This window comes from Enterobacter sp. Taxon_2, from assembly GCF_058355295.1.
The window spans coordinates 678356-704522 of the sequence record NZ_CM178024.1 but is presented as its reverse complement, the minus strand read 5'-3'; the positions used below and the strand labels follow the sequence as shown (position 1 = coordinate 704522).

At 56.1% G+C, this 26167-nt stretch carries 21 protein-coding genes and 1 pseudogene; 4 read left to right on the top strand and 18 right to left on the bottom strand.

Annotation, left to right across the window (positions count from 1 at the left end; translation table 11 throughout):
- Positions 1–72: 72 nt before the first annotated feature.
- The 9 genes and pseudogenes from carB to AC4IC4_RS03225 form a co-directional block, all read right to left on the bottom strand.
- Positions 73–3297: a carbamoyl-phosphate synthase large subunit gene (gene carB / locus AC4IC4_RS03265; RefSeq protein ID WP_491472143.1), complete on the bottom strand. Its 3225-nt coding sequence runs from the start codon at positions 3295–3297 to the stop codon at positions 73–75.
- Between the two features lie 18 nt (positions 3298–3315).
- Positions 3316–4464, bottom strand: a complete 1149-nt coding sequence (carA, locus tag AC4IC4_RS03260) for a glutamine-hydrolyzing carbamoyl-phosphate synthase small subunit (RefSeq protein ID WP_024907427.1) — start codon at positions 4462–4464, stop codon at positions 3316–3318.
- A 454-nt stretch (positions 4465–4918) separates the two neighbouring features.
- Entirely contained in the window at positions 4919–5740 is an 822-nt protein-coding gene (gene dapB, locus AC4IC4_RS03255; protein WP_024907426.1) for a 4-hydroxy-tetrahydrodipicolinate reductase, read from the bottom strand.
- Positions 5741–5945: 205 nt separating this feature from the next.
- Positions 5946–6896: a 4-hydroxy-3-methylbut-2-enyl diphosphate reductase gene (ispH, locus tag AC4IC4_RS03250; protein WP_024907425.1), complete on the bottom strand. Its 951-nt coding sequence runs from the start codon at positions 6894–6896 to the stop codon at positions 5946–5948.
- Position 6897: 1 nt separating this feature from the next.
- Entirely contained in the window at positions 6898–7347 is a 450-nt protein-coding gene (gene fkpB / locus AC4IC4_RS03245; RefSeq protein WP_003856450.1) for an FKBP-type peptidyl-prolyl cis-trans isomerase, read from the bottom strand.
- Positions 7348–7440: 93 nt separating this feature from the next.
- Entirely contained in the window at positions 7441–7941 is a 501-nt protein-coding gene (lspA, locus tag AC4IC4_RS03240) for a signal peptidase II (RefSeq protein WP_008502034.1), read from the bottom strand.
- Positions 7941–10757, bottom strand: a complete 2817-nt coding sequence (gene ileS / locus AC4IC4_RS03235; RefSeq protein WP_491472142.1) for an isoleucine--tRNA ligase — start codon at positions 10755–10757, stop codon at positions 7941–7943. Before ileS ends, lspA begins: the two co-directional genes overlap by 1 nt.
- A gap of 45 nt (positions 10758–10802) precedes the next feature.
- On the bottom strand, positions 10803–11729 hold the full coding sequence (gene ribF, locus AC4IC4_RS03230) for a bifunctional riboflavin kinase/FAD synthetase (RefSeq protein ID WP_024907423.1): 927 nt from the start codon (positions 11727–11729) through the stop codon (positions 10803–10805).
- A 7-nt stretch (positions 11730–11736) separates the two neighbouring features.
- Positions 11737–11955, bottom strand: a pseudogene (locus AC4IC4_RS03225) (DUF2575 domain-containing protein).
- A gap of 101 nt (positions 11956–12056) precedes the next feature.
- Between AC4IC4_RS03225 and rpsT the strand changes: the two are divergent.
- A complete protein-coding gene (gene rpsT / locus AC4IC4_RS03220) occupies positions 12057–12320 on the top strand; it encodes a 30S ribosomal protein S20 (RefSeq protein WP_003856458.1) in 264 nt (87 codons plus the stop codon).
- A 57-nt stretch (positions 12321–12377) separates the two neighbouring features.
- Here the strand turns inward: rpsT and nhaR are convergent, their stop codons facing one another.
- From nhaR to dnaK, 4 genes are all read right to left on the bottom strand, one after another.
- A complete protein-coding gene (nhaR, locus tag AC4IC4_RS03215) occupies positions 12378–13277 on the bottom strand; it encodes a transcriptional activator NhaR (RefSeq protein ID WP_003856462.1) in 900 nt (299 codons plus the stop codon).
- Positions 13278–13335: 58 nt separating this feature from the next.
- Positions 13336–14511: a Na+/H+ antiporter NhaA gene (gene nhaA, locus AC4IC4_RS03210; RefSeq protein ID WP_407820844.1), complete on the bottom strand. Its 1176-nt coding sequence runs from the start codon at positions 14509–14511 to the stop codon at positions 13336–13338.
- 172 nt (positions 14512–14683) lie between these two features.
- Positions 14684–15829: a molecular chaperone DnaJ gene (gene dnaJ, locus AC4IC4_RS03205; protein ID WP_023310347.1), complete on the bottom strand. Its 1146-nt coding sequence runs from the start codon at positions 15827–15829 to the stop codon at positions 14684–14686.
- A gap of 87 nt (positions 15830–15916) precedes the next feature.
- Positions 15917–17830, bottom strand: a complete 1914-nt coding sequence (dnaK, locus tag AC4IC4_RS03200) for a molecular chaperone DnaK (RefSeq protein ID WP_491472141.1) — start codon at positions 17828–17830, stop codon at positions 15917–15919.
- Positions 17831–18126: 296 nt separating this feature from the next.
- Between dnaK and satP the strand changes: the two genes are divergently transcribed.
- Complete coding sequence (satP, locus tag AC4IC4_RS03195) at positions 18127–18693, top strand: acetate uptake transporter (RefSeq protein ID WP_008502042.1); 567 nt, start codon at positions 18127–18129, stop codon at positions 18691–18693.
- Here the strand turns inward: satP and AC4IC4_RS03190 are convergent.
- The 3 genes from AC4IC4_RS03190 to tal form a co-directional block, all read right to left on the bottom strand.
- Entirely contained in the window at positions 18670–19992 is a 1323-nt protein-coding gene (locus AC4IC4_RS03190) for an MFS transporter (RefSeq protein ID WP_491472140.1), read from the bottom strand. The two genes, satP and AC4IC4_RS03190, sit on opposite strands and share 24 nt — an antisense overlap.
- Before the next feature lie 122 nt (positions 19993–20114).
- Entirely contained in the window at positions 20115–20702 is a 588-nt protein-coding gene (gene mog, locus AC4IC4_RS03185; RefSeq protein WP_024907419.1) for a molybdopterin adenylyltransferase, read from the bottom strand.
- A 110-nt stretch (positions 20703–20812) separates the two neighbouring features.
- Positions 20813–21766: a transaldolase gene (gene tal / locus AC4IC4_RS03180; protein WP_024907418.1), complete on the bottom strand. Its 954-nt coding sequence runs from the start codon at positions 21764–21766 to the stop codon at positions 20813–20815.
- Positions 21767–22028: 262 nt separating this feature from the next.
- Between tal and AC4IC4_RS03175 the strand changes: the two genes are divergently transcribed.
- Complete coding sequence (locus tag AC4IC4_RS03175) at positions 22029–23459, top strand: alanine/glycine:cation symporter family protein (protein ID WP_473712549.1); 1431 nt, start codon at positions 22029–22031, stop codon at positions 23457–23459.
- Between the two features lie 66 nt (positions 23460–23525).
- Positions 23526–24299, top strand: coding sequence for a peroxide stress protein YaaA (gene yaaA, locus AC4IC4_RS03170; RefSeq protein WP_491472139.1), 774 nt, complete (start codon positions 23526–23528; stop codon positions 24297–24299).
- Positions 24300–24331: 32 nt separating this feature from the next.
- Here the strand turns inward: yaaA and AC4IC4_RS03165 are convergent, their stop codons facing one another.
- Both AC4IC4_RS03165 and thrC read right to left on the bottom strand, forming a co-directional pair.
- Positions 24332–24634, bottom strand: coding sequence for a DUF2502 domain-containing protein (locus AC4IC4_RS03165; RefSeq protein WP_045327616.1), 303 nt, complete (start codon positions 24632–24634; stop codon positions 24332–24334).
- A gap of 244 nt (positions 24635–24878) precedes the next feature.
- Positions 24879–26165 carry a threonine synthase gene (thrC, locus tag AC4IC4_RS03160; protein ID WP_024907414.1) on the bottom strand — a complete coding sequence of 429 codons (1287 nt, stop codon included), beginning with the start codon at positions 26163–26165 and terminating at the stop codon, positions 24879–24881.
- Between the last annotated feature and the right edge of the window lie 2 nt (positions 26166–26167).

The window sequence follows — 26167 nt, the reverse complement described above, 5'->3', positions numbered from 1 at the left end:
GCGGATGAAAAACCAGAAGGTTCTGAAGATGGGGAGAATGCCCGGCAGCCGAACGGCACCGGGCATTTTTACTTACTTGCTAATTTGCGCGTGCATTTCCTGCACTGAAATCACCTTCTCGGTAGCATCCGCGTTCAGCGCCATAGCCGTTGCGAAACCGCCGTTCAGGGTGGTGTCGTAGTGCACTTTGTACTGCAGCGCGCTGCGGCGAATCAGCTTGGAGTCTTCGATCGCCTGGCGGCCCGCGGTGGTGTTGATGATGTAGGTGTATTCGCCATTCTTGATACGATCCTGAATGTGCGGACGACCTTCATGCACCTTGTTCACCAGACGCGGGTTGATGCCGGCTTCGCCCAGCACAATCGCCGTACCGTGGGTTGCATCCAGCTCGAAGCCCTGTTTCAGCAGCTTGGCGGCCAGGTCAACCACGCGCTCTTTGTCGCCTTCACGAACGGAGAGCAGCGCACGGCCTGATTTTCTCATGGTGGAGCTACTGCCCAGCTGTGCCTTCGCGAACGCTTCAGCGAAGGTGCGGCCTACGCCCATCACTTCCCCGGTAGAGCGCATTTCTGGCCCTAACAGCGGGTCAACGCCCGGGAATTTGTTGAACGGCAGCACCACTTCTTTCACCGAGTAGTACGGTGGGATGATCTCTTTGGTCACGCCCTGCTGCGCCAGCGTCTGGCCCGCCATCACGCGCGCCGCCACTTTCGCCAGCGGTACGCCGGTGGCTTTGGAGACGAACGGGACGGTACGTGCCGCACGCGGGTTCACTTCAATCAGGTAGACTTCGTTGTCTTTCACCGCGAACTGAACGTTCATCAGACCGCGAACCTGCAGCTCGAAGGCCAGCTTCTGCACCTGCTGGCGCATCACATCCTGAATCTCCTGACTCAGCGTGTAGGCTGGCAGAGAACAGGCTGAGTCACCGGAGTGCACGCCCGCCTGCTCGATGTGCTCCATGATGCCACCAATCAGCACCATTTCGCCGTCGCAGATGGCGTCAACGTCCACTTCCACCGCGTCGTCGAGGAAGCGGTCGAGCAACACTGGCGCATCGTTGGAGACGCTCACCGCCGTCTGGAAGTAGCGGCGCAGGTCGGCTTCGTCATAAACGATTTCCATTGCGCGGCCGCCCAGCACGTAGGAAGGACGAACGACCAGCGGGTAGCCAATCTCTTTCGCCTTCTCAACGGCCATCTCAATGGCGGTGACTGTGGCGTTCGCAGGCTGTTTCAGCTTCAGACGGTCAACCGCCTGCTGGAAACGCTCGCGGTCTTCCGCACGGTCAATCGCATCCGGGCTGGTACCGATAACCGGCACGCCTGCTGCTTCCAGCGCGCGCGCCAGCTTCAGCGGGGTCTGGCCGCCGTACTGCACGATAACGCCTTTTGGCTTCTCGATGCGCACGATTTCCAGCACGTCTTCCAGGGTAACCGGCTCGAAGTAGAGGCGGTCGGAGGTGTCGTAGTCGGTGGAGACGGTTTCCGGGTTACAGTTGACCATGATGGTCTCGTAACCGTCTTCACGCAGCGCCAGGGAGGCGTGTACGCAGCAGTAGTCGAACTCGATGCCCTGGCCGATACGGTTTGGACCACCGCCCAGCACCATAATCTTGTCGCGGTCGACGGACGGGTTCGCTTCGCACTCATCTTCATAGGTGGAGTACATGTAGGCGGTGTCGGTCGAGAACTCCGCCGCACAGGTGTCCACACGCTTGTAGACCGGGTGCAGGTCATACTGGTCGCGCAGCTTGCGGATTTCCGCTTCACGCACGCCCGCCAGCTTAGCCAGACGCGCATCGGCGAAGCCTTTACGCTTCAGCACGCGCAGGAAGTCCGCGTCCAGGCCGGTGATGCCCAGCTCAGACACCTGCTCTTCCAGACGCACCAGCTCTTCAATCTGCACCAGGAACCAGCGGTCGATGTTGGTCAGGTTGAACACGCCGTCGACGGACAGCCCCGCACGGAAGGCATCAGCGATATACCAGATACGCTCTGCGCCCGCGTCTTTCAGCTCGCGGCGAATTTTCGTCAGCGCTTCCGGATCGTCCAGGCTCACTTTCGGGTCGAAGCCGGTCGCGCCCACTTCGAGGCCGCGCAGCGCTTTCTGCAGGGATTCCTGCTGCGTGCGGCCAATCGCCATCACTTCACCGACAGATTTCATCTGGGTGGTCAGTCGGTCGTTCGCGCCTGCAAATTTCTCGAAGTTGAAGCGAGGAATTTTGGTCACAACGTAGTCGATGGACGGCTCGAAGGACGCAGGCGTGCGGCCACCGGTGATGTCGTTCATCAGCTCGTCGAGGGTGTAGCCCACCGCCAGTTTCGCCGCCACTTTCGCAATCGGGAAGCCGGTCGCTTTAGAGGCCAGCGCGGAGGAACGGGACACGCGCGGGTTCATTTCGATAACAATCAGACGGCCGGTTTTCGGGTTAACGGAGAACTGCACGTTAGAACCGCCGGTTTCCACGCCGATTTCACGCAGTACCGCCATCGAGGCGTTACGCATGATTTGATACTCTTTGTCGGTCAGGGTCTGAGCTGGCGCAACGGTGATGGAGTCACCGGTGTGGATACCCATCGCATCGAAGTTTTCGATAGAGCAGACGATGATACAGTTGTCGTTTTTATCACGCACCACTTCCATCTCGTACTCTTTCCAGCCAATCAGCGATTCATCAATCAGCAGCTCTTTGGTTGGCGAGAGATCCAGACCGCGTTCGCAAATCTCTTCGAACTCTTCGCGGTTGTAGGCGATGCCGCCGCCAGTGCCGCCCATGGTGAACGATGGACGGATGATGCACGGATAGCCCACGTCAGCCGCAACGGCCAGCGCTTCTTCCATATTGTGTGCGATACCGGAACGCGCGGTGTCGAGGCCGATTTTCTTCATCGCCACGTCGAAGCGGCGACGGTCTTCTGCTTTATCAATCGCGTCGGCGGTCGCACCAATCATGGTCACGCCGAACTCGGCCAGCACGCCCTGACGCTCCAGCTCCAGCGCACAGTTTAGCGCCGTCTGGCCGCCCATGGTTGGCAGCACTGCGTCCGGACGCTCTTTCTCGATGATTTTACGCACCACTTCCCAGTGAATCGGCTCGATGTAGGTCGCATCAGCCATTTCCGGGTCGGTCATTATGGTTGCCGGGTTGGAGTTCACCAGGATAACGCGGTAACCCTCTTCGCGCAGGGCTTTACACGCCTGCGCGCCGGAGTAGTCGAATTCACAGGCCTGGCCGATCACGATCGGGCCAGCGCCAAGGATCAGGATGCTTTTTATGTCTGTACGTTTTGGCATTGTCTTCTCGGCTCCTGATTATTTAGCGGTCTTACGGTATTGCTCGATAAGTTCGATGAAGTGATCGAACAGCGGCGCGGCGTCGTGTGGGCCCGGGCTGGCTTCCGGGTGGCCCTGGAAGCTGAACGCTGGCTTATCGGTACGGTGGATGCCCTGCAGGGTGCCATCGAACAGCGACTTGTGGGTCACGCGCAGGTTAGCCGGCATTGAGGCTTCATCGACGGCAAAGCCGTGGTTCTGCGCGGTGATCATCACCGTGTTGTTATCGATGTCTTTCACCGGGTGGTTACCACCGTGGTGGCCGAACTTCATCTTAACGGTGTTCGCACCGCTCGCCAGGGCCAGCAGCTGATGGCCGAGGCAGATGCCGAATACCGGGATGTCGGTTTCCAGGAAGGACTTAATGGCGGCGATAGCGTAATCGCACGGCGCCGGGTCGCCAGGGCCGTTGGACAGGAAAATACCGTCCGGATTCATCTTCAGCACGTCTTCAGCAGACGTTTGTGCCGGCACCACCGTCAGGCGGCAGCCGCGGTCAACCAGCATGCGCAGGATGTTGCGCTTGGCGCCGAAATCGTAGGCCACCACGTGGAACGGCAGCTCGCTCTCTTTTTTCGCTTCCGGCAGGTCGCCTGAAAGCGTCCAGCTACCCTGAGTCCAGCTGTAGGCTTCAGCGGTAGTCACTTCTTTCGCCAGGTCCATGCCGTTCAGGCCCGGGAAGGCTTTCGCTTTTTCCAGCGCCAGCGTCGCATCGAGGTTATCACCCGCGATGATGCAGCCGTTCTGTGCACCCTTCTCGCGCAGCAGACGCGTTAACTTACGGGTATCGATATCGGCAATCGCCACGATGTTATGGCGCTTCAGGTAAGAAGAGAGGTCTTCGGTATTGCGGAAGTTGCTGGCAATCAGCGGCAGATCGCGGATGACCAGGCCTTGCGCATGTACCTGAGAAGATTCTTCGTCAGCAGCATTGGTGCCGACATTGCCGATATGAGGATAAGTAAGAGTAACGATTTGGCGAGAATAGGAAGGATCAGTGAGGATTTCTTGATAACCGGTCATTGAAGTATTGAAAACGACTTCCCCAACCGCCGAACCCGTTGCCCCTATGGCCCGACCGATAAACTGGGTTCCGTCTTCCAGAACCAATAGCGCTGACTTAATCAAAACACCCTCCAGAGAATATTCACTCACTTTATTTGCATATTAATTCATAACCATGTCATGGATCAATGCAAATGTGTTGCCAGCGGATTTTTGGCAAACGGCGGCATTCTGGGGATTTGGTGGGTAAAAGTCAACTTAAAACGGATATTTTGTTTAGTCTTTTACAGGCCTGGCGAGAGGAATGCGGCTTAAGCGACAAAAAGATCAGGTAAATCACTGCGGAAAACGCTTGCGCGCCTGGTTTAATAAAAAATCAGCGGATGGAGCATCATAAAGTGGACCAAATGGTCAAAATTTACATTTCAGCAACGTTAATACGCATCAATAGATAGGTTTTTATAGGCTTATAGCCTGATTCACATTGAAACAGTCAAAATAAAAGGGCAATAAAATATTGCCCTATGCAATCAAACAATTACGACTGCAATAACCACATCACGATGGGTAATAATGCTTACAAATTGTTGAGATCGAGCACATCTCGCATATCAAAAAGGCCATCTTTCTTATTTTTCAGCCACAAAGCGGAGCGTACGGCGCCGTTAGCAAATGTCATTCGGCTGGAGGCTTTATGCGTAATCTCGACACGTTCGCCAATATCGGCGAACATCGCCGTGTGTTCGCCGACGATATCACCCGCTCGAACGGTGGCGAAACCAATGGTGCCCGGCACGCGTTCGCCAGTGTGACCTTCGCGGGTATAGACCGCGCACTCTTTTAAATCTTTATCGAGTGCATGAGCAATCGCTTCGCCCATCGCCAGCGCCGTACCTGATGGCGCATCAACTTTGTAACGGTGGTGAGCTTCTACGATCTCAATATCGGTATAGTTGCCCATCACCTTCGCCGCCTTCTCCAGCAGCTTCAGCATGACGTTAACGCCCACGCTGAAGTTTGCGGCGAAGACAATCGCAATCTCTTTTGATGCATCCTGGATAGCCTGCTTACCCGCGTCGTCAAAACCGGTGGTGCCGATCACCATCCCCTTGCCGTGCTGACGGCAAAACGCCAGATGCGTGAGCGTCCCTTCCGGGCGGGTAAAATCGATGAAGACATCGAAGTCCTCTTTTACCGCCTCCAGGCTGCTTTGCACGGTAACGCCCGTGTGGCCTGCGCCCGCCAGCTCACCGGCATCGGTCCCCAGAAGTGAAGAACCTTCACGCTCCAGGGCCGCGCCAAGCGCGACGCCATCCATCTGAAGTGCCGCCTGAATAAGCTGGCGGCCCATACGTCCACCCGCGCCCGCAATGGCGACACGGATCTGTGCATCATGCATAGTTATTCTCTTACGTTAAAATGATGTAAACCGTTTTCAGATTAACCAGCCTTGAGAAGCACTGCCAACTGAAAACACCGATAATTAGAATTTAACGTGAAACCGACTTAAATATCAGTAAAAGACATGATTTTGTCGTCACGATAAAGTAACGGTTAAAAAAAAGGCCAGCACAGGAGGTGCTGGCCTTTCATCAGAAAAGGGACTATTCGACTTCGCGGGCGTCGATGCGCAGTTCTTTCGGGACTTCGAAAACGATGTTCTCTTCACGTCCTTCCAGCGGCACCGCTTCGCCACCGCCCAGCTCCTGCAGACGGGAAATGACGTTCTGTACCAGAATATCTGGCGCAGACGCCCCGGCCGTCACGCCAACGCAAGCCGCATGCTTAACCCACGCTTCCTGAATATCCGACGCGTCATCAATCAGAAACGCTGCCTTCCCCATGCGCTGCGCCAGTTCGGCCAGGCGGTTGGAGTTAGACGAGTTTTTGGAGCCGACCACCAGCACCACATCCGCCTGTTCAGCCAGTGCGCGCACCGCTTCCTGACGGTTAGTGGTCGCATAGCAGATATCATCTTTACGCGGACCGACGATTTTCGGGAAGCGCTGACGCAGGGCGTCAATCACGTCTGAGGTATCGTCTACGGAGAGCGTCGTCTGGGTCATAAACGACAGACGGGCTTCATTTTTCACGTTCAGCGTCAGGACATCTTCAGGCGACTCGACCAGATACATCCCCCCTTCCGGGTTGCTGTACTGGCCCATGGTGCCTTCAACTTCCGGATGACCGGCATGGCCAATCAGAATCGACTCTTCACCACGACGGCTGGCGCGCGCCACTTCCATATGCACCTTGGTCACCAGTGGACAGGTGGCATCGAATACGGTCAGATCGCGGCTTTTCGCTTCGTTACGTACAGCCTGGGAGACGCCGTGCGCGGAGAAGATCAGGATCGCGCCGTCCGGCACTTCGCTGATCTGCTCAATAAAGATGGCACCGCGCTCGCGCAGGCTGTCAACCACGTAGCGGTTATGCACCACTTCGTGACGTACATAAATCGGCGCGCCGTAAATCTCCAGCGCGTTTTCAACAATGCTGATAGCGCGGTCTACACCGGCGCAAAAGCCGCGCGGGTTAGCCAACAGGATCTGCATTTCAGGCCTCCAGTGCAGGATCGATTTCCAGCACTTCAACATCAAAATGAACGGTACGCCCGGCAAGCGGATGGTTGAAATCAACGGTAATCGAATCGCCGTTGATTTCGCGGATCACGCCAGGCATTTCGCTGCCGTCCATAGCGGTAAAGAGCATAATCGCCCCGATTTCCGGTTCACCCGCGTCCATGAACTCACGGCGCGAGAAATACTGGATCAGATCGGGACTTGGCACGCCAAACGCGGCATCCGGCTCCAGCGAAAAGGCTTTTTTCTCACCCTCTTTCAGACCGAGAAGCTGCTGCTCAAGACCTTCAGACAGGGAAGTATCGCCAAGACGAAACAGGGCCGGTTTGCCGTTATTGCGGGTGGATTCGGCCGTGGAGCCGTCATCCAGCTTCAGCGTGAAGTGGACGAGAACCGCGCTGTTGCTCTGTACGGATTTAGACATGCAAATTGCTCGCTTGTTTTGCCCGGTGGCGCTGCGCTTGCCGGGCCTACATTAACCGTAGGCCGGGTAAGCGCAGCGCCACCCGGCTGGTTTTTACGCCTGCTCTTTCGCGGCGGGTTTCGGCAAGAAGCCTTCCAGCACGATTAACGCTGCACCGATGCAAATAGCGCTATCGGCGAGGTTAAAGGTCGCGAAGTGCCAGTCGCCGACGTAGAAGTCGATCATATCGACCACAAAGCCGTGCCACAGGCGGTCAAACAGGTTGCCCAGCGCGCCGCCAATGATCAGCGCGTAGGCGATGTTATTCAGCTTTTGCGTCGCCTTCGAGCGGTACATCAGCACAGCCAGGATCACGCAGATACCGAGAGCGATACCCGCAAAGAACCAACGCTGCCAGCCACCGCTATCGGCAAGGAAACTGAACGCTGCGCCGTAGTTACGTGCGTAGTGCAGGTTAAGTGACGGGAACAGCGGAACCGTCTCCCCCAGAGCAAAATTCTGGAGGATCAGGAACTTGCTGCCCAGATCGATAATCAGCACCACCACAACCAGCCACAGCCAGCGCAGTCCTGTTGAACAGAGAGTTTTACTCATCAGGCAAACTTACGTTTTTCGCCGTCACCGGCGACGTTGCTTACACAGCGTCCGCAGATGTCTGCGTGTTCCGCCACCTGGCCAACATCGGTGGTGTAATGCCAGCAACGCGGGCATTTCTCACCGTCGGCTTTGCTCAGCGCGACTTTCAGTCCTTTGAGCAGTTCGCTCTGCTGAGCATCAGCAGAAGCCTCGGCATAATCCGCAACTTTCGCACCGGAGGTCAACAGGACAAATCGTAATTCATCGCCCAGCGCCGTCAGCTTCGCCGCCAGCTCCGGTTCAGCGTACAGCGTGACTGCCGCTTCCAGAGAGCCGCCGACTTTCTTGTCTGCACGCGCCTGCTCGATAACCTTGTTCACCTCGCCACGCACTTTCAGCAGCTCGTCCCAGAAGGCATCGTTCATCGCTTCGGTGCTGGAGAGGTCGAACAGACCTTCGTACCACTCGCCGGTGAAGACATACTTCTCGCGGTCGCCCGGCAGGTAACCCCAGATTTCATCCGCGGTGAAGGACATGATCGGCGCCATCCAGCGTACCAGCGCTTCTGCAATATGGAACAGCGCGGTCTGGCAGCTACGACGCGCCACGCTATCCGCTTTCGCGGTGTACTGGCGGTCTTTGATGATGTCGAGGTAGAACGAGCCCATCTCAATGGAGCAGAAGCGCATCAGGCGCTGCACCACTTCGTGGAAGTCATAAGACTCATAGGCCTTCAGGATATCTTCCTGCGCCGCTTTCGCGCAGCCTACCGCCCAGCGGTCCAGCACGACCATCTCTTCCGGTTTCACCATGTCTTTTGCCGGATCGAACCCGTTCAGGTTCGCAAGCAGGAAGCGCGCGGTGTTACGGATACGACGATAGCTGTCGGCAGCACGTTTCAGGATCTCGTCAGATACCGCCATTTCTCCGGTGTAGTCGGTCGACGCCACCCACAGACGCAGAATGTCTGCGCCCAGCTTGTTCATCACATCCTGCGGAGAAACGGTGTTACCGATAGATTTGGACATCTTACGGCCCTGACCATCCACGGTGAAACCGTGAGTCAGTACCTGACGGTAAGGCGCTTTACCCTTCATGGCGGTAGAGATCATCAGAGATGACATGAACCAGCCGCGGTGTTGGTCAGACCCTTCCAGATACATATCGGCAGCGTGGCCGGCAAACTCCGGACGCACGTCAACCACGGAGGAGTGGGTCGATCCGGAGTCAAACCACACGTCCAGGGTATCCGGCACTTTCTCGTAGCTGTCAGCGTCAGCGCCCAGGATGTCGCGGGCGTCGAGATCCCACCACGCCTGAATGCCGTCAACTTCGACGCGCTTCGCCACTTCTTCCATCAGTTCCAGGGTGTTCGGGTGCAGCTCCTGCGTCTCTTTATGCACGAACAGAGACATCGGCACGCCCCAGGTACGCTGACGGGAGATACACCAGTCAGGACGGTTAGCCACCATGGATTCGATACGCGCCTGGCCCCAGTCAGGGATCCACTGCACGCCTTTGATCTCTTTCAGAGACTGCTCGCGCAGGCCTTTCTGATCCATACTGACGAACCACTGCGGGGTCGCACGGAAGATGATCGGGGTCTTGTGACGCCAGCAGCACGGATAGCTGTGCTGCATTTTTTCAACGTGCAGCAGCGCGCCGCTGGTGCGCAGCATGTCGACGATGATGTCGTTCGCTTTGAAGACGTTGATACCGTCCAGAGCCGGGTAGGTGCCAGGCAGGTAAGAACCATCCGGGCCCACCGGGTTAGCGATTTCCAGACCGTACTTCAGGCTGATGTTGTAGTCGTCAGGACCGTGGCCACCGGCGGTATGCACCGCACCGGTACCCGCTTCCAGCGTCACGTGGTCGCCCAGGATCGCCGGAACGTCGAAGTCCAGGAACGGGTGCTTGAAGCGCATCAGCTCCAGCGCGTCACCTTTCACGGTGCCCAGCACGGTGTAGTCGGTGATATGCGCACGCTTCAGCACGCTTTCAACCAGATCTTTCGCCAGGATAACCGCCTGACCTTCAACCTGAACCAGCGCGTATTCGAACTCACCGGACAGGGAGATCGCACGGTTCGCAGGCAGGGTCCACGGAGTGGTGGTCCAGATAACCAGCGAGATTGGGCCGTTTACCGAGGCGACGCCAAATTTGGCTTTCACCGCATCCTGATCGACGGCCTGGAAGGCCACGTCGATAGATGGAGAGGTTTTGTCGTAATACTCCACTTCCGCTTCTGCCAGCGCAGAGCGGCAGTCCACGCACCAGTGCACCGGCTTAGCGCCTTTGTGCAGGTGGCCGTTACCGATGATTTTACCCAGCGCACGGATGATGTTGGCTTCAGTTTTGAAGTCCATGGTCAGGTACGGGTGCGACCAGTCGCCCAGCACGCCCAGACGGATGAAGTCAGCGCGCTGACCATCAACCTGCGTAGCGGCGTATTCGCGGCACTTCGCACGGAACTCGGCGGCGGTGAACTTCTCACCCGGCTTGCCAAATTCCTGCTCCACTTTCAGCTCGATTGGCAGACCGTGGCAGTCCCAGCCTGGAACGTAAGGCGAGTCATATCCCGCGAGGCCTTTGGACTTCACGATAATGTCTTTCAGAATCTTGTTAACCGAGTGACCAATATGAATGCTGCCATTCGCATATGGAGGGCCATCATGCAGAATGAAGGATTTTTTGCCTTTTTTGGCTGCACGAATGATGCCGTACAGGTCATCATCGGTCCAACGCGCCAGCATTCCCGGTTCGCGCTTGGCGAGATCGCCGCGCATCGGGAACCCTGTTTCCGGCAAATTCAGGGTTGATTTATAGTCACTCATCAGATTCTCGGTTCCGTATTTATCACGTAGGCAGTTAAGCCGGGTTCAAAGCCCAAAAAACTCGCGGGCCGTCAATTCATCTCGCGCAATTTGCGCTTTGAGTTCATCCAGCGAACCAAATCGCTGCTCGTTGCGTATTTTTTTACGCAGTATCACATCTATATGGCGACCATACAGGTCCATTACAACGTCCAGCAGGTGCACTTCCAGCTGTTGACGCACACCGGCGACGGTCGGACGCGTGCCAATATTGGCGACGCCGTAAAACGGCTTATCGCCCAGTCCTGCCACTTCCACCGCATACACCCCTTTAACCGGGGAAACCTGACGACGCAGCGGTATATTCGCCGTCGGGAAGCCTATCGTGCGGCCCAGCGCATCGCCATGGACCACGCGGCCAGAGATAGTGAACGGATGCCCCAGCAGGGTTTCCGCCGTCTCCAGCTCGTCATCGGCCAGTGCCCGGCGAACCGCCGTGCTGCTGACGCGCACGCCGCCCTCACAGAAGGTCATCGCGCTGGTGACGTCAAACCCGTACTCCAGACCAGCCTTCTGTAATAGCAAGAAATCGCCCTGACGACCAGCGCCAAAGCGGAAATCATCGCCCACGGCGAGAAACTGTACACCAAGACGCTTAACCAGCAGGTCGCTGACAAAATTTTGTGCTGTCAGCGCGGCAAAGCGGCGATCGAAACGTACACACAATACGTAGTCCACACCGGACTCTGCCAGGTAGCGCAACTTCTCGCGCAGGCGAGTGAGACGGGCGGGAGATTTATCACCCGCGAACAGCTCCAGCGGCTGCGGTTCGAAAATCATCACCACAACGGGCAGGCCACGGGCCTCCCCTTCTTTACGCAATCCCTGCAACAGCGCCTGATGACCACGATGCACGCCGTCGAAATTACCAATGGTCAGCACGCACCCGTGTGGCGCGCTACTGAGATTATGTATGCCGCGTATCAGCTTCATGTCTGGCTCAAAACAGTGAAAATCGCCAAAGTATACCTTGTACAACGGTTAAGGTTAACCGGCGATTGTTCGTGCAAAACAGAAAGCCGTAATGATTTCATCAGGCTGACCTTTCGCAGCGAAAAAATCTGCTCGTGAACTGCGATTTTTATGCCGAAAGGCTGTATTCAGGGAAGACAAGCTGGTAGAATCCTGCGCCATCACTACGTAACGTAGCGTCGCTAATTAACGGCGCTTATTTGCACAAATCCATTGACAAAAGAAGGCAAAGAGGGCATATTCCTCGGCCTTTGAATTGTCCACATAGATCATATTTGGGAGTTGGACTTGGCTAATATCAAATCAGCTAAGAAACGTGCCGTTCAGTCTGAAAAGGCTCGTAAGCACAACGCAAGCCGTCGCTCTATGATGCGTACTTTCATCAAGAAAGTATACGCAGCAATCGAAGCAGGCGACAAAGCTGCAGCGCAGAACGCATTTAACGAAATGCAACCAATCGTGGATCGTCAGGCTGCTAAAGGTCTGATCCACAAAAACAAAGCAGCGCGTCATAAAGCAAACCTGACTGCGCAGATCAACAAACTGGCTTAATCGCTACTTGTTGTTGCTTGTTTAAAGAACCCGCTTAACGCGGGTTTTTTTATGTCTTCAGATTGCCGGTGGCGTAAACAGCGCTGAATAGTCGCGGTTACAGATTCGCTGTACCGCCGGGTGCTGAATCATTCTTTCGGCAAATATGGCGTGATACTCCTCCATCACGTTATCCACTCTGCCTATCTCCGTAATCTTATCGTCCGAATAGAGATCGTGCGCGTACAGCGTCGGCGCAACGAAGATCGCGTTATGCGCTTCGCCAAAGGCTTTCATCAGCGCCGCATCGTCGAACTCACCGAGTATCTCCACGTTCAGCCCCTGCGAGTTAAACCAGTTCAGCAGCTTGCGTCCGAGCATGGAACGTCTTCCCGGCACCAGCAGGCGACGCTCTTCCAGGCACGCGGGGAACGGTTTTTCCGGCGGCGGGTTAATACACCAGAAGCTGACGCCGCATTCGCCAATCTTCACCGAAAACAGCCCTTCCTGCTGGGTGGAGTCAATCGGGCAGTCCGAGATAATCATGTCCAGCTTGTGCTGGCTGAGCTGTTCCAGCAGCATCTCATGGGTGGATTCAAAGCAGCGCAGATGGATTTGCTCATCTTCCACTACCGCCGCATCCAGCACGCCGCTTACCAGCCGTTTGGACAGCGCATCCGCCACGCCAACATCAAAGAGCAGGTTCGACTCTTTGCGGTAGTTGACGATATCCAGCATCTCCTGGCTCAGGGTGAACATTTTGTCCGCGTAGCGGAAAACCAGTTCACCCAGTTCGCTGGGTTCAATCCCACGCCCCTTACGCTTGAACAGCTTACCCTGCAGGCGCTCTTCCAGGGCCTTGATTTGCCCGGTGATGGTTTGCGGCGTCAGGTAGAGCGCCTCTGCCGCCCCCACCACCGAGCCCTGTTTATAGACGTGCCAGAAGTAGTACAGATGGTTGTAATTTAAATGAGACATCGCGTCTTCTCTCCCTGAGTGTGTATCGGGAGAAGGATCGCCTCCTCCCGGTGTTCCGTTATGCCTGGACGGCCTGTCCGGACAATTTTACCTTCAGCAAGGTATAACCGATTACCGCGGCCAGTAATGACCCGATGAGAATGCCGAGTTTTGCCCAGACGATAAGCTCAGGCGCATGCGTCCCAAACGCCAGCGTCGAGATAAAGATCGACATCGTAAACCCTATACCACACAGCACGCCGACGGCCATAATCTGCTTAAAGGTGGTGCCGTGCGGCAAAGACGCCAGCTTCAGCTTCGTCGCCAGCCAGCAGAAGAGACTAATACCCAGCGGCTTGCCGATAAACAGCCCGGCAATAATGCCCAGCGGCAGCACGGACGTTAGCCCGTCCAGCGTCACGCCACCCAGCGACACACCGGCGTTGGCAAACGCAAACAGCGGCAGGATCATAAAGGCGACCCACGGGTGCAGCACATGCTCCAGCTGTTTGGCAGGCGACTTGCCGTCCTGCGGCTTCAGCGGTACGAAGAAGCCGACGATCACGCCCGCCAGCGTGGCGTGCACGCCTGATTTCAGCACCGCCGTCCACAGCACCATCCCCACGAGGATGTATATACCGATACGGCGAACATTGAAGATGTTCAGCAGCGCCAGCACCGCAATCGCCCCGGCGGCCACGCTCAGGGACAGGATCGACAGATCGCTGGTGTAGAACAGTGCGATAATCACAATGGCGCCGAGGTCATCGATGATCGCCAGCGCCATCAGGAAGATTTTCAGGGCTACCGGCACGCGGCTTCCCAGTAAGGCCAGCACCCCGAGGGCAAAGGCGATATCCGTCGCAGCCGGGATCGCCCAGCCGTGACGTGCAATCGGATCCTGCCAGGTGAACGCCAGGAAGAGCAGCGCCGGCACCACCATCCCGCCGAGCGCGGCAATCACCGGGAACGCCGCGCGCTGGCGGCTGGCAAGCGAGCCCAGTACCAGCTCACGCTTAACCTCAAGCCCGACGAGCAGGAAGAACACCGCCATCAGCGCATCGTTGATCCACAGCAGCATGTTCTTGTTAATTTCCAGCGCCCCGACCTTCAGCTCAACGGGCGTTTCCAGAAATGCATGGTAGAGTTCCTGCGTGATGCCAAGGTTAGCCAGCACCATCGCAGCCGCAGCGGCAATAATCAGGATCACGCCGCCGGACGCCTCACTGCTAAAAAAACGGTGTAGTAATTTCACTTTAATTCTCTCTGTTACAACAATACCTCGATAAAACCATAATACCAAGCCAAATAACTCGGCAAAAACAGATTAATATTGAGTATAGATTCAGTTTTACCGAGCAATACCCATAAATAGAAAAAGCCCGGAATCGCTTCCGGGCTTTTGCGGATGAAAATCTGAGAACAGATTAACGGGTCAAATCATCGAAGAATTTTTTGACGCCATCGAAGAAGCTTTTGGAACGCGGGCTGTTTTTCTCACCCGTCGGGCCACCAAAGCTCTCCTGCAGCTCTTTCAGCAGCTGTTTCTGCTTGTCGTTCAGGCCAACCGGCGTTTCTACGACGACGCGGCACAGCAGGTCGCCCTGCGCACCACCGCGAACGGACTTAACGCCTTTCCCGCGCATGCGGAACAGCTTACCTGTCTGGGTTTCACCAGGCACTTTCAGGTTCACGCGACCATCCAGCGTCGGTACTTCGATTTCACCGCCCAGTGCCGCCATCGCGAAGTTGATCGGCACTTCGCAGTACAGGTTATTACCTTCGCGCTCGAAGATGGCGTGCTGCTTCACCTGCACCTGAACGTACAGATCGCCTGCCGGTGCGCCGTGTTCACCTGCTTCACCTTCACCCGCCAGACGAATGCGGTCGCCCGTATCGACGCCGGCCGGGATTTTAACGGAGAGGGTCTTGGTTTTCTCAACGCGACCGTGGCCGTGGCATTTGGTGCACGGATCTTTAATCAGGGTACCGCGACCGTGACAGTGTGGACAGGCCTGCTGTACCGCGAAGAAGCCCTGACGCATCTGTACCTGACCAGAGCCGTGACAGGTTGGACAGGTCTGAGGCTGTGTACCTGCTTTCGCGCCGCTGCCGTGGCAAACGTCACACTCTTCCAGCGTCGGAATACGGATCTCTTTGGTGACACCGCGGACGGCCTCTTCCAGCGTCAGCTCCATGTTGTAGCGCAGGTCCGCGCCGCGCGCCGCGCGCTGACGACCACGGCCACCGCCGAAGATGTCGCCAAACACATCGCCAAAGATATCGCTGAAGTCAGCGCCGCCGCCAAAGCCGCCGCCACCGAATCCACCGCCGCCCATGCCGCCCTGTTCAAAGGCTGCATGACCGTACTGGTCATAGGCCGCACGTTTTTGTGCATCGGTCAGGACTTCGTAGGCTTCTTTGATCTCTTTAAATTTGGCTTCAGCCTCTTTATCACCCTGGTTACGGTCCGGGTGGAATTTCATGGCCAGGCGCTTATACGCCTTTTTGATTTCACGCTCTTCCGCAGTTTTCGGAACGCCTAAAATCTCGTAATAGTCTTGCTTTGCCATTGGTTTTTTTAAGCCCCTTAACATGCGAGCACGGGCGTGGAGAGTTCTCCTACGCCCGTGCCGATTAATTACCCTGCATCAGGGCGATTATTTTTTATCTTTAACTTCTTCGAACTCAGCGTCGACAACGTCGTCGTCTTTCGCGTTGTTCGCCGAAGCGTCAGCGCCCGCCTGCTGTTGAGCGTGCTGCTGCTGAGCGATTTCCATCAGCTTCTGAGAAGCCTGCGCCAGTCCCTGCATCTTCGCTTCGATGTCCGCTTTGTCTTCACCTTTCAGTGAGGATTCCAGCGCACTCAGTGCAGCTTCGATAGCAGTCTTGTCTTCCGCTGGCAGTTTATCGCCTGCTTCTTCAACCTGCTTACGGGTGCTGTGCAGCAGATGGTCACCCTGGTTACGGGTCTGAACCAGCTCTTCGAACTTACGATCGGATTCCGCGTTAGCTTCGGCATCGCGAACCATTTTTTCGATTTCCGCTTCGTTCAGGCCAGAAGATGCCTTGATGGTGATCTTCTGCTCTTTACCGCTGTTTTTGTCTTTCGCAGACACGTGCAGGATACCGTCAGCATCGATGTCGAAGGTCACTTCGATCTGCGGCATGCCGCGCGGTGCCGGGTTAATACCGTCCAGGTTGAACTGACCCAGAGATTTGTTATCCGCCGCACGCTTACGCTCACCCTGAATCACCTGGATGGTTACCGCAGACTGGTTGTCTTCAGCGGTAGAGAACACCTGGCTGTGTTTCGTCGGGATGGTGGTGTTTTTGTTGATGAGCGCAGTCATCACACCGCCCATGGTTTCGATACCCAGAGACAGCGGGGTAACGTCCAGCAGCAGTACGTCTTTAACTTCACCGGTCAGTACGCCACCCTGAACCGCAGCACCGATTGCAACTGCTTCGTCCGGGTTAACGTCTTTACGTGGCTCTTTACCAAAGAACTCAGCCACTTTCTTCTGAACCATTGGCATACGGGTCTGACCACCGACCAGGATAACGTCCTGGATATCGGATACGGACAGGCCAGCATCCTGCAGAGCAACTTTCAGCGGCTCGATAGAACGGTTCACCAGGTCTTCTACCAGGCTTTCCAGTTTCGCACGGGTCACTTTGATGTTCATGTGTTTAGGACCGGTCGCGTCTGCAGTGATGTACGGCAGGTTCACGTCGGTCTGCTGAGCGGAAGACAGCTCGATCTTCGCTTTCTCAGCGGCTTCTTTCAGGCGCTGCATCGCCAGCGGGTCGTTACGCAGGTCAATGCCCTGATCTTTCTTAAACTCGTCAACGAGGTAGTTGATCAGACGGGTATCGAAGTCTTCACCACCCAGGTGGGTATCACCGTTGGTTGCCAGAACTTCGAAGGTTTTTTCGCCGTCAACTTCGTCGATTTCGATAATAGAGATATCGAAGGTACCACCACCCAGGTCGTAAACCGCGATAGTGCGGTTGCCAACTTCTTTATCCAGACCGTAAGCCAGTGCAGCCGCGGTTGGTTCGTTGATGATACGTTTTACTTCCAGACCTGCGATACGGCCAGCATCTTTGGTTGCCTGACGCTGAGCATCGTTGAAGTAGGCAGGTACGGTAATAACAGCTTCAGTTACCGGCTCACCCAGGTAATCTTCAGCGGTTTTCTTCATTTTCTTCAGCACTTCAGCAGAAATCTGCGGTGGTGCAGTTTTAGCGCCTTTCACATCAAGCCATGCATCGCCGTTATCTGCCGCGATGATTTTGTAAGGCATGATGGAAACGTCACGCTGAACTTCTTCGTCCTGGAAGCGGCGACCGATCAGGCGTTTAATCGCAAACAGGGTGTTTTGCGGGTTTGTCACTGCCTGACGTTTAGCCGGCTGACCAACCAGAGTTTCACCATCCTGGGTATAAGCAATGATAGAAGGCGTGGTGCGATCGCCCTCGGCGTTCTCCAGCACGCGTGCAGTAGTGCCATCCATAATCGCTACACAAGAGTTGGTAGTACCCAGGTCGATACCAATAATTTTACCCATCTAAACGTCTCCACTAAAAATTCAGTCAACATGTGGTTGTGTACCTGTAATAAGGGCAGAACGTGCTTTTTCAACTGCCCAGATTTGATTTTTTTCAGGTCCACACACTGCGGTTGACTACAAGATGGGGTCGCGACGGCATCCATCAAGGGGGAATGATAAAAAAAATTTTAATTTCACCCTGATGAGATCATAGACGCCATCGATTGCGCCCATTATGATGCCGCGCCCAGTCAGGGAGAACTGACGCGGGTTTAACCATTTCACCATATTAATGATGATTTTTTTGAGGACTTATGGGCAACACTAAGTTGGCTAATCCGGCTCCGCTGGGCCTGATGGGTTTTGGCATGACCACTATCCTGCTGAACCTGCACAATATCGGGATGTTCCCGATGGATGGCATCATCCTGGCGATGGGCATTTTTTACGGCGGTATCGCGCAAATCTTCGCGGGCCTGCTGGAATATAAGAAAGGCAATACCTTCGGCTTAACCGCCTTCACCTCTTACGGTTCTTTCTGGCTGACCCTGGTTGCCATTCTGCTGCTGCCTAAAATGGGCATGGCTGACGCGGCAAACGCCCACTTCCTGGGCGTTTACCTGGGCCTGTGGGGCGTCTTCACCCTGTTCATGTTCTTCGGTACCCTGAAAGGTAACCGTATGCTGCAGTTCGTTTTCCTGAGCCTGACCGTGCTGTTCGCCCTGCTGGCGATTGGTCATCTGGTGGATAACGAAGGCATCGTTCATGTTGCAGGCTGGATTGGTCTGGTTTGCGGCGCAAGCGCTATCTACCTGGCGATGGGTGAAGTGCTGAACGAGCAGTTTGACCGCACCGTTTTACCGATTGGTGAAAAACACTGATCCCTCTGTCGTGCCCGCCTCGCGGGCACGACATTCCCCCGCCTGACGAAGCCAAAATCCTAATACCAGCCCCATCACCGACAGCGCCAGCACGTACCAGGCCGGAGCCAGGGGAGACACGCCCATCAGCACGGTGACCGCAATCGGCGTCATCCCGCCGAAAATGGCATACGACACGTTGTAAGAGAACGAGATCCCGGTGAAACGAACTTCCGGTGGGAAAGCTCGCACCATGACGTAAGGCACAGCCCCCACTACGCCCACGCACAGCCCTACCACGCCGTACAGCAGGAACAGCTGTTCAGGATGGCTGCCCGCAAGATGGTAAAACGCCCAGCTTGATGCGGCCAGTAGCAGGCTACCGATGATAAAGGTAACGCTGGCACCAAAACGATCCGCCGCCAGCCCGGCGGCCAGACAGCCAAAGCAGAGCATGATTGTCGCGATACTGTTCGCCTGTAGCGTCACGGCAGGGGCGAAACCGTACTGCTTTTGCAGCCAGACCGGGGACATCAATATCACCACCACAATGCCCGCCGAGAGCAGCCAGGTCAGCAGCATCGATACCACCACCGCTTTTTTATGGCGTACCACAACCGCCTTCACCGGCAGCTCCTGCGCCAGCGCTTTGCGCTGCTGCATCTCGAGGAAAATCGGCGTCTCCTGCAGCCAGCGGCGCAGGTACATCGCGACCAGACCAAACGCTCCGCCCAGCAGGAACGGAATACGCCAGCCCCAGTCGTGCACGGCCTGCTGCGTCATGCTGGTATTCACAATTGTTGCGACCACCGAGCCGAGCAGGATCCCGACCGTCAGCCCCGCCGTTAAGGTTCCGCAGGCGATACCAATGCGGCGCGCTGGCACATGCTCCGCGACAAACACCCACGCGCCCGGCACTTCACCGCCAATCGCCGCCCCCTGCAGGACGCGCATCAGCAACAGCAGCAACGGCGCGAGAATGCCCATCGAGGCATAGGTAGGTAGCAAACCAATGGCCAGCGTCGGCACGGCCATCAGCAGGATGCTAAGGGTAAACATCTTCTTGCGCCCGACCAGATCGCCAAAGTGGGCCATGATGATGCCGCCCAGCGGACGCGCCAGATACCCGGCGGCAAAAATGCCGAAGGTTTGCACCTGACGCAGCCATTCCGGGATATCCGCCGGGAAGAAGAGTTCTCCCACCACGGCGGCGAAGAAGACGAAGATAATAAAGTCGTAAAACTCCAGCGCGCCGCCTAAAGCCGCGAGCGTGAGGGTTTTGTAGTCCTGTCGATTCAGAGGTCGGGTGTTATGTGACATAGCGAACCATTGTGCGTGTGTTGTGGATTTATTTTTACAGCATTCGTAAAGAAAAAATTACTATACCGTAAAAGCTTCACCACGCTATCGCCGCTTCAGCTAATGTCACATATTGGTTAATTTCAGGAGATTGTTTCGCGACGTGCGTTTTTCGGGCGAAAAGCTGCTACCACTTTCTCATCGGTTTCCACATAGGGACCGTCAAGCAGCTGTATACAATACGGTACACTTGCAAAGATGCCATGAACCAGGACGCTGCCATCTTCTGCTTTCAGCCCTTCCAGCGTCTCTTTAATCGACTTCGGCTGGCCCGGCAGGTTCAGGATCAACGCCTGCTTGCGGATCACCCCCACCTGGCGGGAAAGAATGGCCGTCGGAACAAAGTGTAGACTGATCTGCCGCATCTGTTCGCCGAAGCCAGGCATTTCACGATCGGCAATCGCCAGCGTCGCGTCCGGCGTCACGTCGCGGCGCGCGGGGCCGGTTCCGCCCGTCGTCAGAACAAGGTGGCAGCTCATCTCATCCACCAGCTCGCAGAGCGTCTGCTCGATGATCGGCTGTTCGTCAGGGATCAGGCGGGTCTGAATGTCAAAGGGGGTGGTCAGCGCGCTGCTCAACCACGCTTCCAGAGCGGGGATGCCTTTATCCTGGTAAACACCGCTGGAGGCGCGGTCAGAAATCGACACTAAGCCGATGCGTAAGGTATTCATATCCATTCCATTCAAAGAGTACTGATTAAAGGGAATGATACACGCAGAGAGGAGATTCAGACAGGGGACGAAAGAAGTCGCGTGACCGGGAGCCCGGTCACGCAGAATGATTACAGCAGGTCGCCGATCATTTTTTCCAGTTTGCCCTGGTCAACAGCAAACTTACGGATACCGTCCGCCAGCTTGTCTACCGCCATTGGATCCTGGTTGTGCTGCCACAGGAACTCGGATTCCGTGATGCGCTCTGGGCGTGCTTTCACTTCACCGGTGTAAGACAGTTTACGCTCCAGGGTACCTTCGCTTTCTGCCAGCTCTTTCAGCAGCGCAGGCGCGATGGTCAGGCGGTCACAGCCAGCCAGCTCGATGATTTCACCGACGTTACGGAAGCTTGCTCCCATAACCACAGTCTCATAGCCGTGCTGTTTGTAGTATTCGTAGATTTCAGTCACAGAAATCACGCCTGGATCTTCAGCCGGTGCGTACTCTTTCTTATCGGTGTTGGCTTTGTACCAGTCCAGAATACGGCCCACGAACGGAGAAATCAGGTATACGCCTGCTTCTGCACATGCACGCGCCTGCGCGAAGGAGAACAGCAGGGTCAGGTTACAGTTGATACCGTCTTTTTCCAGCTGCTCTGCCGCGCGAATACCCTGCCAGGTAGAAGCCAGTTTGATCAGGATACGGTCGTTGCTGATGCCCGCGTCGTTGTACATTTTGATCAGACGTTTCGCTTTGGCGATAGACGCTTCGGTGTCGTAGGAGAGACGCGCATCCACTTCGGTAGAGATACGGCCAGGAACCAGTTTCAGGATTTCCAGACCGATGTTCACTGCGAGTTTGTCGGTGGCATCCACAACCTGCTGCGCGCGGTCATTGCTCTGCGCTTTCGCCCAGGTCACTGCGTCGTCAATCAGTTTGCGATACTCAGGGATCTGTGCGGCGTTAAGGATCAGAGAAGGGTTGGTTGTGGCATCCTGCGGCTGGTACAGCTTCATTGCCGCGATATCTCCGGTGTCAGCTACGACAGTGGTGAACTGACGAAGGGAGGTCAATTTATCCGTCATGATAGTGTTTCTCTTTTAACGTGCCCTGGATAATTCACGCTACCGACAGCATGCCTGCAGCGGAAAAATGACAGGTTTACTTGTTAGGGGGATGTAACCGGTCTGCCCTGATGATAACACGACGGAGGGGTAGCGCAACCGCAGACAGTGCGCTTAGGCAGAGTATGGTAAACTCGGAAGATTAACAGGCTGCTAAGCAACAGCATGCCCAATCAGTGGTAGCGCTTACATATTCACATTGGCATCAACAAGAGGGACGTTAATGCCTGATTTCTTTTTCTTTATTAACGAAGTCCTCTGGGGTTCGATAATGATTTACCTGCTTCTGGGAGCAGGTATTTGGTTTACGCTACGCAGTGGGTTTATCCAGTTTCGCTATATTCGCAAGTTTGGCAGAAGTCTGAAAAACAGCGTTACGCCCCAGCCGGGTGGATTAACGTCGTTCCAGGCGCTCTGTACCAGCCTGGCGGCGCGTCTCGGCAGCGGCAATCTGGCGGGCGTTGCGCTGGCCATCAGCGCCGGTGGGCCAGGCGCGGTCTTCTGGATGTGGGTGACGGCGCTACTCGGAATGGCCACCTCCTTTGCCGAAAGTTCGCTTGCACAACTCTATAAAGAGAAAGATAAACACGGCCAGTTTCGCGGTGGCCCTGCCTGGTACATGGCGCGTGGCCTGGGGATGCGCTGGATGGGCGTCCTGTTCTCGGTTTTTTTACTGCTCGCGTACGGCCTCATTTTTAATACCGTCCAGGCAAATTCTGTCGCCAATGCCCTGAGCTACGCCTTCTCCTGCCCGGAGTGGGTCGCCGGTATTGCTTTAGCCCTCATCGTTCTGCTCACCATTTCTGCCGGTCTTAAGGGCATCGCCCGCCTGATGCAGTGGCTGGTGCCCATTATGGCGTTGCTCTGGGTTGCCGCGAGCCTGTTTGTTGCCGCACTGCATCTCGACCAGGTGCCGGGCGTGATTGCCACCATCGTCAAAAGCGCCTTTGGCTGGCGCGAAGTGGCCTCCGGGGCGCTGGGCTACACCTTCAGCCAGGCGCTGATGGCGGGCTTTCAGCGGGGGATGTTCTCCAATGAAGCCGGTATGGGGTCAACCCCCAACGCGGCCGCCGCCGCCTCTTCCTGGCCGCCGCACCCGGCCGCACAAGGCATTGTGCAGATGATTGGCGTCTTTACCGATACCATTATCATCTGTTCCGCCAGCGCCATGATTTTGCTGCTGGCAGGCCCCGTCCCGCATTCCTCAGGAACCGCCGGGATACAGCTTCTCCAGCAGGCGCTGGTGAACCTGACCGGCGGCTGGGGTGCAGGGTTTGTCTCGCTCATCCTGATCTTGTTTGCCTTCAGCTCAATAGTGGTGAATTACCTCTACGCTGAAAATAACCTTATTTTCCTGAAGCTCGACTCCCGCGCTGCAATCGGAACCCTGCGTCTCGGGGTCGTCCTGATGGTGATAGCAGGCTCCCTGCTCAGTATGCCGCTGGTCTGGCAGCTGGCCGATATCATTATGGCGCTGATGGCGATCACTAACCTCACGGCAATCCTGCTGCTCTCACCCGTGGTGACCCTGATTGCCAGAGACTATCTTCGTCAGCGCAAACTGGGTGTTCCGCCGGTATTTGATCCCGCCCGCTATCCCGATATTAAGGCGCAGCTTGCCCCGGGCACGTGGGATGATTTGCCGCGGCAATAACAGCTATCGATCAATTCGGGGCGATTTTTTGCTAAAGTCGCTCTAAATTTCCTGCAAGGACTGGATATGCTGATTCTGATTTCACCTGCAAAAACGCTCGACTACCAGAGCCAACTCGCCACCGAGCGCTATACCCAGCCTGAACTGCTGGACTACTCGCAACAGCTGATCCGCGAAGCGCGCAAGCTCTCTGCACCGCAAATCGCCTCGCTGATGAGCATCAGCGACAAGCTGGCAGACCTTAACGCGACCCGCTTTCACGAGTGGCACCCGGATTTCACCCCGGCTAACGCTCGCCAGGCGATTCTGGCCTTTAAAGGCGATGTCTATACCGGCCTGCAGGCGGAAGATTTTAGCGAAGCCGATTTCGATTTTGCCCAGCAGCATCTGCGCATGCTGTCGGGTCTGTACGGCGTACTGCGCCCGCTGGATCTGATGCAGCCCTATCGTCTGGAGATGGGGATTCGTCTGGAGAATGCCAAAGGCAAAGATCTGTACCATTTCTGGGGCGATATCATCACCGATAAGCTGAACGCGGCACTGCGCGCTCAGGGCGATAACGTGGTGATTAACCTGGCATCCGATGAATACTACAAGTCGGTGAAACCGAAAAAGCTGGATGCAGAGATTATCAAACCGGTGTTCCTCGACGAGAAGAACGGTAAGTTCAAGGTGATCAGCTTCTACGCCAAGAAAGCGCGTGGCCTGATGAGCCGCTACATCATCCAGAACCGTCTGACGAAGCCGGAACAGCTGACCGCCTTCAACAGCGAAGGCTATTTCTTTGACGAGGCGTCGTCAGGGAAAGGCGAGCTGGTGTTTAAGCGCCACGAGCAGTAAAAACAAACCCCGCCAGCTGGCGGGGTTTTGCATTAATGGTGTTTCCAGTCAGGGCCGCGATCGTCGCGGTGGTCATCGTGGTGATGGTCATCATGGCGATCGTCATGTTTACGATGCTCATCATGCGGACGCCAGTGGTTATCGCGCCAGTCATAATGCGCTTTCCACCAGTCGTGGTCGCGCCAGCGGCCACCGTCCCAGTAATGCCCGTTATTATCCTGGTCGCCAATCTGCAGTTTGACCGCAGGCACAAGGGTGATTTCAGATGCCTGTACCGCCATGGGAGCGACCAGCATCAGTGAAAGCGCAATCAGCACAGGTTTCAGTGTAGACATCGGTGACTCCTTATTATCTTTGCCCAACGTGGGCCGATGTAAGGAGAGTACGCGAGGGGAACGGGGGATGTTATTCTCTGCAATCCTAAACGCTAAGTGACCGCATTTATTGGGAATTTCTGCTTTTTCCCTGCTATTTTTCTCCTTAATTTCTTCACAAAAAAGCCGGGTGCGGCTTCGCCTTACCCGGCCTACGTTCTGAGCCGATGTAGGTCGGGTAAGGCGTAGCCGCACCCGACAAAAATTATGCTCGGGTCATCATCAGCTTACGCAGCGCGGCAAAGTCTGCCGGCAGCTCATGTGACAGCAGCGGCAGGTCGGCACGCTCGGCCAGCTCTTTCGGCAGCGGCAGCGTTTCGCCCAGGATCGCTTCAACGCTCTCTTTAAACTTCGCCGGATGCGCGGTGCCCAGGAACAGGCCATATTCACCCGGGTTAAGCTGGTCGCGCAGCGCGCGGTAAGCAATCGCCGCATGCGGTTCAGAGGTATACCCCACCGCCTTCAGCTCGCGCATGGTCGCTTTGGTGGTTTCATCCGTCACCGCGGCGTAGCCCAGATCGCCCAGACGCCAGATCTTACGGCGGAACAGCTCTTCCACGCGCGGCCAGTTGTTCGGCTGGCTCACGTCCATGGCGTTAGAGAGCGTTGCCTGCGTGGCGTTCGGCGCCCACTTCCCGTCTTTCAGGAAGCGCGGCACGGTGTCGTTAGCGTTGGTGGCGGCGATAAAGCGTTTCACCGGCAGACCCAGGGATTTCGCCAGCAGGCCAGCCGTCAGGTCACCAAAGTTACCGCTCGGCACGGAGATCACCAGCTGGTTACGCGCTTCCTGCGGCAGCTGCGCCACCGCTTCGAAGTAGTAGCAGATCTGCGCCAGCAGACGGCTGATGTTGATAGAGTTGGCAGAGTTCAGACCCAGGGCCACCTTCAGCTCTTCGTCGTCGAAGGCCTGCTTGACCAGCGCCTGACAGGCATCGAAATCACCGTCAATTGCCACGGTTTCAATGTTGCCGCCGAGCGTACAGAACAGTTTTTCCTGCAGCGGGCTGATTTTGCCTTTCGGATAGAGGATCACCACGCGGACGTTTTTCAGGCCGTAGAACGCGTGCGCCACCGCCGCACCGGTATCCCCGGAGGTCGCGGTCAGAATGGTCACCGGCTTGTCGCCGCTGATGTGGGTTAGCATCTGCGCCATAAAGCGGCCGCCGAAGTCTTTGAACGCCAGGGTCGGGCCGTGGAACAGCTCCAGGCAGCCAACGTCAGGCTCCACCTGCTTCACCGGTGCCGGGAAAGCGAACGCCGCACGCACGCGCTCTTCCAGCAGCTCCTGCGGGATTTCGTCGCCGATAAACGCCGAAAGAATTTTAGTGCTGCGGGTGACAAAGTCCTGCTTCAGCAGTTCGTCGATGTCGGTCAGGTGGAATTCCGGCAGGTCATGCGGGAAGAACAGCCCCTGGTTTTTGCCCAGTCCCTGAGTGACCGCCTGCGCGAAGCTGACCTGCTCGTTATGATCTTTAAGGTTATAGAGTTTCATTG